General features: G+C 61.6%; 7 protein-coding genes and 1 pseudogene. 5 read left to right on the forward strand and 3 right to left on the reverse strand.

The features are described 5' to 3' along the window. Positions 1-48 precede the first annotated feature (48 nt). Positions 49-1,147: pseudogene (locus tag JAO74_RS17930) on the reverse strand (IS3 family transposase). 107 nt (positions 1,148-1,254) lie between these two features. Between JAO74_RS17930 and JAO74_RS17935 the strand changes: the two are divergent. Both JAO74_RS17935 and JAO74_RS17940 read left to right on the forward strand, forming a co-directional pair. Beyond that, a complete protein-coding gene (locus JAO74_RS17935; protein WP_332908849.1) occupies positions 1,255-1,917 on the forward strand; it encodes a DUF899 family protein in 663 nt (220 codons plus the stop codon). A gap of 11 nt (positions 1,918-1,928) precedes the next feature. After that, entirely contained in the window at positions 1,929-2,351 is a 423-nt protein-coding gene (locus JAO74_RS17940) for a YybH family protein (protein ID WP_199041500.1), read from the forward strand. Between the two features lie 79 nt (positions 2,352-2,430). Here the strand turns inward: JAO74_RS17940 and JAO74_RS17945 are convergent, their stop codons facing one another. Further along, the gene (locus tag JAO74_RS17945) at positions 2,431-2,784 is read right to left on the reverse strand and encodes a TSUP family transporter (protein ID WP_233151185.1); all 354 of its coding nucleotides are present in this window, start codon (positions 2,782-2,784) and stop codon (positions 2,431-2,433) included. Between JAO74_RS17945 and JAO74_RS17950 the strand changes: the two genes are divergently transcribed. Together JAO74_RS17950 and JAO74_RS17955 are read left to right on the forward strand one after the other, a co-directional pair. After that, positions 2,771-3,028, forward strand: coding sequence for an alpha/beta fold hydrolase (locus JAO74_RS17950; RefSeq protein ID WP_199041525.1), 258 nt, complete (start codon positions 2,771-2,773; stop codon positions 3,026-3,028). The genes JAO74_RS17945 and JAO74_RS17950 overlap by 14 nt on opposite strands. Before the next feature lie 56 nt (positions 3,029-3,084). Continuing rightward, on the forward strand, positions 3,085-3,777 hold the full coding sequence (locus tag JAO74_RS17955; protein ID WP_199041505.1) for an NnrU family protein: 693 nt from the start codon (positions 3,085-3,087) through the stop codon (positions 3,775-3,777). 231 nt (positions 3,778-4,008) lie between these two features. Here the strand turns inward: JAO74_RS17955 and JAO74_RS17960 are convergent, their stop codons facing one another. Further along, positions 4,009-5,535 (reverse strand): tryptophan halogenase family protein, encoded by a 1,527-nt coding sequence (locus tag JAO74_RS17960; protein ID WP_199041508.1) that lies wholly within the window; start codon positions 5,533-5,535, stop codon positions 4,009-4,011. 129 nt (positions 5,536-5,664) lie between these two features. On the opposite strand from JAO74_RS17960, the gene JAO74_RS17965 reads away from it, so the two are divergent. Further along, the gene (locus tag JAO74_RS17965) at positions 5,665-8,670 is read left to right on the forward strand and encodes a TonB-dependent receptor (RefSeq protein ID WP_199041510.1); all 3,006 of its coding nucleotides are present in this window, start codon (positions 5,665-5,667) and stop codon (positions 8,668-8,670) included. The last annotated feature ends 493 nt before the right edge of the window (positions 8,671-9,163 follow it).

Below are 9,163 nucleotides of genomic sequence, written 5' to 3' on the forward strand. Positions count from 1 at the left end.
TGAGGGTCCCCCGGTTTCTCATCCAGGTTGAGGGTGAGTTTCCGGCGTTCATTCGGCCGCGATCTTGGCCGCGGCAGCAGCATATTCGACCGGCGTCAGCCAGCCAAGTGATGTGTGAGGACGGCTCTCGTTATAGTCGCGCCGCCACGCCTCGATCTTGGCTCTGGCGTCTTCCAGCGACAGGAACCAGTGCGTGTTCAGGCACTCGTCTCGCAGCCGCCCGTTGAACGACTCCACGAAGGCATTGTCCGTAGGCTTGCCCGGCCGGCTGAAATCCAGCGTAACGCCATTTTCGTGGGCCAGCGGTCGAGTACCTTCGAGATGAACTCCGGCCCATTATCCACCCGAATGGTCCTGGGCGCACCGCGGATCGACGATATCCTCGCCATCACCTCAACCACCTGCTCACCCTTGATGCCTTGGTCGACATCGATCGCCAGCGCCTCGCGCGTGAACGCATCGACCACGGTCAGCGCCCGCAACCGTCGGCCGTCGAACAGCGCGTCCGAGAAGAAGTCCATCGACCACATCTCGTTGGCGGCCAACGCCGCGGGTTGCCTGTCTCGGTTGGCAGCGCTTACGTTGCGGCGGGGTTTCTTGAGCCGAAGGCTCAGTCCATCATCCCGGTAAAGCCGGTAGATCCTCTTGTGGTTCACGATCCATCCTTCCCTGCGCAGCAGGATGTAGATGCGAAAGTAGCCGTACCGCGTCCGCGTCGCCGCCAGATCACGGATACGCAGCATCAGCGGCGCCTGGTCCGGTCGATGCGACACATAGCGCACCGACGACCGGTCGACGCCCAGCGCGGAGCAACTGCGTCGCTCGCTGACGCCATGAGACGCCTGGACGTGCGCGACGAGCTCGCGCCGTCGTCCAGGCGTCAGGGCTTTTTTGCCAGCACATCCTGCAGGATATGCTTGTCCAGGCTCAGGTCCGCGACCAGCTGCTTGAGCTTCCGGTTCTCCTCCTCGAGCAGCTTCAGGCGCCGCAGCTCGCCCACCCCGAGGCCGCCGTACACCTTCTTCCAGCGATAGAACGTCTGCTCCGAGATCCCCATCCGGCGGATCACCTCCGCCACCGACGTACCCGTCTCCGCCTGCTTCAGCGCGAACGCGATCTGCTCCTCGGTGTGCCTCGTCTTCTTCATGTCCAGCTCCTCGCCCGCAGGCTTCAAAGGGCCAGAAAACTCTCACCTAAACCGGATGAAAAAACAGGGAGGACGTCAAGCCTAATGCCGATCTGGGCTTCGTCAACGTGCGCGCGACGCTGCTCGACGACGCATCATGGTTCGCACCCTGGATGGAGACCCAAACGGCGGAACGGCTCACCTGGGCGATGACCGGTGCCAGCAGGAGTTTCGCCGGCTTCCCAGATATGGCCGAGTATCAGGGCCTGATAGCCGAGTACCAGGCGGCGCGCGGTATCGGAGCGGCGGATATCGACCTGTTCGATGGCAAGGACACGCTCATCACGTATTTCTGGATGTACGGCCCCGAGCGAGAGCGGCCGTGCCCGATGTGCACCGACACGCTGTCGGGGCTCGACGGCGTCGCGATCAACATTACGCAGCGCGCCGCCTTCAAGGTGCTGGGCCGCAGCCCGGTCTCGCGGCAGCTCGCATTCGCGCGGGAGCGGGGCTGGGACCATCTCGAGTTCGTGCAGACGCTTGGCGACGACTATGCGCGCGATATCCGGGCACTGTCGCCCGAGGGCGACGAATACCCCTCCTTCGTCGTCTATCACCTTGACGGAAACGCCGTCCGCGTTTTCTACGCCGCCGAAATGCCCAAGGACGCAGCCGATCCCGGCCAGGATCCGCGCGGTGCCACCGACCTGTCGCCGTTATGGAACGTGCTCGACCATACGCCCGAGGGTCGCGGCGCGGACTGGTACCCCAAGCTCGAGTATCAGGACTGAGGAGAGCGACGGTGGACGACTGGAAGATCCGCGAACTCATTGCCGCCCGCTCGATGGCGATTAACGCGCACGACGTCGAGGCGGCGATCGCCGATATCGACCAGGACGTGGCGATCTACGAACTGGTACCGCCGCTGGCGATGGAGGGCATCGCCGCATCGCGGCAGCGCACCGTCGACTGGTTCGCAACCTACAGCGATGGTCCGTACTGGCAGGACGGCGAAATAACGGTGATATCCGATGGCGATGTCGCGTTCAGCCATGCGATCAACCGCGTCACCGGCACATCATCGTCCGGCGACCAGGTCGACATGTGGTTCCGCACGACGCCTGGCTGGCGACGACGCGACGGACGATGGCGCATCGTCCATGACCATAATTCGGTGCCGTTCGATCCGGCCAGCGGAAAGGGCCGGCTCGACCTGGAACCCTGATTCGCGCGGAGCGATCTGCATCCGGGCACTGGCATATGCACCCGGCGCGATTCCTAGCATGATCGCCTCGTCGCCCTGGTCAGAGCAGACCGCGCAGCGTCATTTCGAGGCCCAGCAGCAACAGAAAGCTAAAGAGAATGCGGCGGAACAGCAATCGGCTGATCTGTGTGCGGATCACCTGTCCGACTGCCATGCCGATCAACGCCGGAATGACTGCGAGCGTCGAGGCGAGCAGGCTCCCTGTAGGCGCCGCACCGTGCCAGAACAGCTCGATCGCGAGAGCGATCATCGATACGGTGAACGATAGGCCGAGCGCTTGGACCAGGTCATCCCGCTCGAAATCCAGCGACTGGATGTATGGCACTGGCGGAATGACAAACACGCCCGTTGCATCCGTGACCAGCCCAGTCGCCAGTCCGATGACCGGCGACAACCAAGGCTCCCATCGAGCTGATACGTGGAACGGTTTGGCAAACAGCGTAGGCTCGGTTCTAGTAAGGCGCGATGCCTTTCTTGACAAGCCTCATGGGGCGAATACGCCGGCGCTGGTGGTGTCGGGTGCCGATGATACGATCCTCCCCACGACGATGAACCGCTGGATCGCGGATCGCATGCCCAATGCCGAGGCGATCGAGATTGAGGGGGCTGCGCATCTCGTGCCTGTTGAAAGGCCGTAGCAGACGAACGCGCTCCTGCTGGATAGGATGAACCGCTGGATCGAGGGGAAACGGTGATGGATGGTGCGATCTGGGTTCTGGCGGGCGCCGCCTCCTTCGTCGGCACGCATTTCGCAATGTCGCACCCGCTGCGCCGGCCGCTCGTCGCGCGGCTCGGGGAAACCGGATTTACCGGCCTCTATTCGTTGGTATCGTTCCTCACACTGGGCCTAACGATATGGGCTTATGTCGCCGCGCCGGTGACCGCGCCGGCATGGCTGGTCGGCGATGTCCTGTGGGGTATCGCGACAGCGCTGATGCTGGTTGTCTCAATCCTGTTGATGGGATCGCTGGTGCGCAATCCGGCTCTGCCCGGCGCCGCGAAGCAGGCGGCCACGGCGGAAGCCCACGGCGTCTACGGCATTACCCGTCATCCGATGCTCTGGTCGTTCGCGATTTGGGGTGGCAGCCACATTCTTGTGCTGCCGATCGCCAAGAACATCGTCCTGTCGGGCGCGATCATCTTCCTGTCGCTGGTCGGCGCCATTTTCCAGGATCGAAAAAAAGCGCAACTTGATCCGCAGGGGTGGTCCGCATGGCAAAGCCGCACCAGCTATTTGCCCTTCGCCGCCATTGTGCAGGGGCGCGCAAGATTCGGCGGCTTTGGGTTCCATGCGATCCTAGGCGGTATCGTCGTCTGGCTGGCGGCGACGTGGGCGCACATGCCGCTGGCGGGATGGCCCGCAGGCATCTGGCGCTGGGTGGGGTAGCTTCTCCTGAATCGCGACTCGTGTCGACAAAATTGGACGAGCGAAGAGAAGAACGGAGCCGTCTAAACTTGCCGTCCCGTCGATATGAACAAGCGACCGGAGTTGGGAAGCGCAATCAGCGCGGCGACTGGCGACAAATGAGTCTAGCCGACCAGGTATCTCGAGTGACGGATGCTAGGTCGAAAGACCGGTTGATGGTTGCGCTATCCAATCGAAGCCGAGAAATCTTGGTCACGTTGTCTCTGCACGATATTCATCGGCGCGGCAGTGGCGTTCGATAAACTGGTCGTGCGTCGGCATCCCTTCCGCTCCGCGACGCACCAGATCGCGCATCCGAACGAGTTGGGCGGCGATCTGATCGCGCGGCATAGCCATTGCAACCGGATCGGCCCGCCGGGGCAGCAAGCCCTGGCCCAGCATCACCGCTACCCATGATGTTTCGGTGAACAGCTCGCCGCGCTCCACGAACACACGCCCGTGGCTGGCGAACAATTCCAGGCGCTGGCGCAAGCTGTCAGGGACCGCCATCGTCCGTACCTGGTTCCAAAACGGGGAGTCGTCGCGCCGCGTGAGATGATAGTGGAGGATAATGAAGTCCCGCACCTGTTCGAACTCGGCGGCCATCAAGCGATTATATTGATCGACGTCTGCCTGTGCGAAGCCGCGATCGGGAAACAGCGACATCAGCGTGACGACACCGCGCTGGATGAGGTGGATGCTGGTCGATTCCAGCGGCTCCACGAAGCCCGCCGCCAACCCGAGAGCGACGACGTTGCCGTTCCACATTCGCCGGCGCCGCCCGGTGGTGAAGCGCAGTGGACGCGGGTCGGCGAGCGCGGGTGCGTCCAGACCCTTGAGCAGCTGATCCGCCGCTTCGTCATCGGACAGATGTGCGCTGCAATAAACGTGGCCGTTACCGGTGCGATGCTGCAACGGAATGCGCCAGCGCCAGCCCGCGCTGCCGGCAGTTGCGCGGGTGTAAGGGGTGCGAGGCAGCGTGGGCGTACTGGGCACCGCCAGTGCTCGATCCATCGGCAACCAGTGCGACCAGTCCTCATACCCGGTCGCCATCGTCTCTTCGATCAGCAACCCGCGAAAGCCTGAGCAATCGATGAACAGGTCGCCTTCCAGTCGATCCCCCTCGTCCAGACGGAGAGCTGCGACATGGCCCCGCGCATCGCGCTCCGCCCCCTCGATACGGCGCTGCAAGTGGACGACGCCGCGTGCCTTGGCCTGCTCGGCGAGATATTCGGCATACCGCACCGCATCGAAGTGCAGCGCATAGGCGAGTCTGGAATGGACGTGGCGGCTATCCTCAGGCGGGCGGATGAACCGGTTGGCCCGCGCCGCAGCGATCGTCATCGAATATTCGTCTAGCGGCGTGTTACCTGTCATCCCTTGCGTCGCCAGCCAGTGATGATGAAAGTGTATGCCGTTCAGGTCGGCGCCATACTGGCCGAAAGGGTGAAAATAGCGCTCGCCAATCTGTCCCCAGTTGCTGAACTCGATGCCGAGTTTGAACGTGGCGCCGGTCCGGCGGACAAGTTCGTCCTCATCTAGTCCCAGAAGGCGATTCAACGTCAGGATCGGTGGTATGGTTGCCTCGCCGACGCCGACGGTGCCGATCTGCGGCGACTCGACCAGTGTCACGGTGACCTGCTGTGTGGGGAGTGCACGAGCGATGACCGCGGCCGCCATCCATCCTGCGGTACCTCCGCCCGCTATCACGATACGGCGGATCGGTTCTCCATGTTGCATCCCGTTCTCCTTATCCAAACTTTATGAGCACTTGTGACAAGTCGATGTGACCGCTATCAGACCTCTGACGCCTCGACGCAAGCGCAGGTTAACTGCTTGTCAGGCCGAAGATTATAAGAGGGGATGACGATGGCTTCGCATATCGGCCTGAGTGGTGTTTCCACGCTGGCATTGGCAATTGCCGCGACCGCATTGCCGAGCGCGGTTCATGCCGCCGGAGCACAGACGAAAGCCGAAGGGCCGTCGCCCGCCTTGAATCCATCTGTCCCGCAGGCAGGAACGGGCGGCGAACCGGATGCAACCGTCGATGCCGATGCCGCACAAAAAAGAACTGAAGGGAGCGGAGCCGAAGGGGACGGCGACGGCGAGATCGTCGTCACGGGCCTGCGCGCCTCGCTCGAAAGTGCGCAGAACATCAAGCGCAACGCCGAGCAGTTCGTCGACTCGATCACCGCGCAGGATATCGGTCGTCTGCCCGACGTGAACGTTGCAGAGGCATTGCAACGTGTATCCGGCGTGCAGATCACCCGCAATCGCGGCGAAGGCTCTGCCATCGCAGTGCGCGGTCTGAACCAGGTCCGCACCGAATTGAACGGCCGTGACATCTTCTCCGCCAGCGGCGGGCGTGGCCTGTCGTTCGAGGAGGTAGGCTCGGAGCTGCTCGCAGGCGTCGACGTCTACAAAAACCCGTCCGCGGAACTGATCGAGGGCGGGTTGGCCGGCACGGTGAATCTGCGCACGCGTTTGCCCTTCGACAGCAAGGAGCGGATCGTATCGGCAAGCGTCGGGTCGACTTACTACGACCTGATCGGCAAGAGCGGACAGCAGGTATCGGGTCTGTATTCAGACCGCTGGCAGACCGGGATCGGTGAAATCGGCATCCTGGCCAACGTCGGTTATCAGACTACGTCGTTCCGTGATGACGTCGTGGTGGTGGAACCATTCTACCAGCACGGACCGACAGCACCCGGCGTCCAGTCGCCCGTCCCCGGCTTCGCCAATCAGACCGTGCTGCTGCCGCATGGCGGAGGATTTCGTATCGCATATGGCGACCGCGAACGTCTGAGCACGGCAGCCGCCATTCAGTGGAAGCCGGTGTCGAACCTGGAACTGTACGCGCAGTATTTTCGCGCCGATTACAAATTCAACGAGGCTGGCGTATCGATCTTCGCCTATGGTTCCGATGTGCAGCCCGCACAGAACCGGCCGTTCGAGGTCGATGCCGACGGGATCGTGCGTACGGGATTTCTGGCCAATCCGGGATCTGATTCGGTAAATTTCGGCACCAAGCGTGATACCGCGACCACGGATATCTCGGGCGGTGTGAAATGGGACGTGACCGAGCGGGTGCGTCTGTCGATGGACTATCAGCATATCGACTCGAGCGTGCGGCAGCAGACGCTGAACCTGACTGCCAGCCCCCTGAATCCCCGCACCAGCGTGGCGGGTTTCGGGCAGCCATACGACTTTTTCTTCGACATCTCGGGCGATAAACCGGTCTTCCAGTCAACCACGCCGGGCTATTTCGCGAACCCAGCCAATTACGGCATGACCGCGATCCTGCCCTATGCCGAGGACAATGACGCGCAGTCGGATGCGATACGCGCCGATCTGGACTGGAATTTCGACGAGGGCTTCATCAAGAGCATCCGCGTCGGCGCTCGCTACACCGATCGCAGCGCGGTCAATCGCAACACGACGTACGGCACCTGGACCGCGATCGGATCGACCTGCGCCAACTGGTCGTCGGACGCGGGATGCACGCTGCTTTCGGAATTTCCGCAATATGCGCAGCCCAACCTATTTCAGGGCGACCTTCTGCGCGGCAACGCCAACGGCTCGGTCTTCGGCCCGGTCTGGCAGTTCAGCGATGCGCTTGTGCGCGACGCCAATGCCGCTTTTGCCGCCGTGAAGCAGATCAGCGGCCAGACCATCAGCTTCCGTCCGTTCGATGCGCCCGACGCCTTCTCCGGCACAATCAACGAGCAGACCTATGCCGGCTATGCGCGCGTGGCCTTTGGGTCAGAACTGGCGGGGATACGTTTTGACGGTAATGTCGGCTTGCGCGGAACACGCACCAAGTCCGAAGGTATTGGTCGCCGGGTGCTGACGTACCGCGCGGGTGCGCCGGTAACGAACCCCGACGGCACGGTGACGGCGGCACCCACCGTGACGCTGGACGAGGATTTCAGCGGCGGTCGCGATTACACCAAATATCTCCCCAGTGTGAATCTGCGGGTTTTCCTGACCGACGAGATCATCCTGCGCGCCGCAGCTTCGAAGAACCTGTCGCGACCCAGCTTCGACCAGCTCAATCCACAGTTCAATCTGGGCGCCAGCTACACGGACGCCGCCAGCGTCGCACCGGCCCGGGTCGACCCCAGCCGCCCGTACGACGCAACGAACAACCCCTATGTCGGCACCGGTACCGCGCTGGGCGATCCCAACCTGAAGGCGGAACGCACCACAAGCTTCGATGCGGCGGTGGAGTGGTATTTCGATCGTGTCGGTTTCGTCTACGTCACTGGATTCTACAAGAACATCAAGGACCTGATCGTTCGCCGCCCAGGCGCACCGATCATCGAGACCATCGACGGGATCGGTAATATCCGCTTCAACGTCGAGCGCTTCGTCAACGAAGCCAACGGCTATGTCCGCGGCTTCGAACTTGGCGGTCAAAAGTTCCTCGATTTTCTGCCGGCGCCATTTGACGGACTGGGTGTGCAAGCCAACTACACCTTTGCCGACAGCGACGCTGGACAGCAGGCCGCGGGAGACATCAACAGCACCACCCAGGTCCAGGTTCCGTTGCAGAACCTGTCCAAGCATAGCTTCAACCTCGTCGCGTTGTACGACAAAGTCGGGTTGAACATGCGTGTGGCGTATAACTGGCGCGGAAAATATCTTCAGGGTACTAACAATACCGGGACACAGAACCTGCCCATCTTTGGCAACTCAATCGGCTTTCTCGATGCCTCCGCTACTTATGACGTGACGAAGAACTTCGCAATCACAGTCGATGGCCAGAACCTGCTCGATACCGCGACCAAGACCTATCAGATATTCAGCAATAGGCCGCGTGACTATCAATTGAACGATCGTCGATTTTCAGTCAGGGCGCGTATCCGGATCTGACGAGCATGGCACGCACGCAACGAAGGAGACGAAACCCTATCTTTATAGCGTGCGTGTCTACCTGGAACGGAACGTTGAAACGAATGCCGACGCATTAGACTAATGTCGGCTGGGCGGGTTTTTTAATGCGTCCATGCCATCACTGCATGATGCTGAGCCTGCTGCCGGTCCAATGGACGTCGGGTTAAGCTTCCTCCGCCTAAAGCGCTGAAGACCGACCATGAGCTAGCCGCCGCATGATGCCTTACTGACTCAAGTCGTCTTCAATCATTTACATGAACGTATGGCCCGCCCCGTTTGCAAGCTGGATGTTGAGGTGATCTGATCAGTCTGCGTCAACGTATGCGGTCTCGTGGGTGAGCCCACGGCCAAGATGGACATCCGCGCGTTCAGAGCCCCATAATGAGTACGGCATAGAGTGCCAATTCATGTGCCGGGCTTTCCGAACGCCGATTGACTGTCAGGCCATCTTTACGATCCTTCCTGCAAACCT

The sequence above is a fragment of the Sphingomonas mollis genome (genome assembly GCF_016427505.1).
Taxonomy (GTDB): Bacteria; Pseudomonadota; Alphaproteobacteria; order Sphingomonadales; family Sphingomonadaceae; genus Sphingomonas; species Sphingomonas mollis.

Bases quoted from the DNA above. Each gene is read 5' to 3' on its own strand.
- JAO74_RS17955 (WP_199041505.1), top strand. From the start codon at position 3,085: ATGGATGGTGCGATCTGGGTTCTGGCGGGCGCCGCCTCCTTCGTCGGC.
- JAO74_RS17965 (WP_199041510.1), top strand. From the start codon at position 5,665: ATGGCTTCGCATATCGGCCTGAGTGGTGTTTCCACGCTGGCATTGGCA.
- JAO74_RS17960 (WP_199041508.1), bottom strand. From the start codon at position 5,535: ATGCAACATGGAGAACCGATCCGCCGTATCGTGATAGCGGGCGGAGGT.
- JAO74_RS17950 (WP_199041525.1), top strand. From the start codon at position 2,771: ATGACCGGCGACAACCAAGGCTCCCATCGAGCTGATACGTGGAACGGT.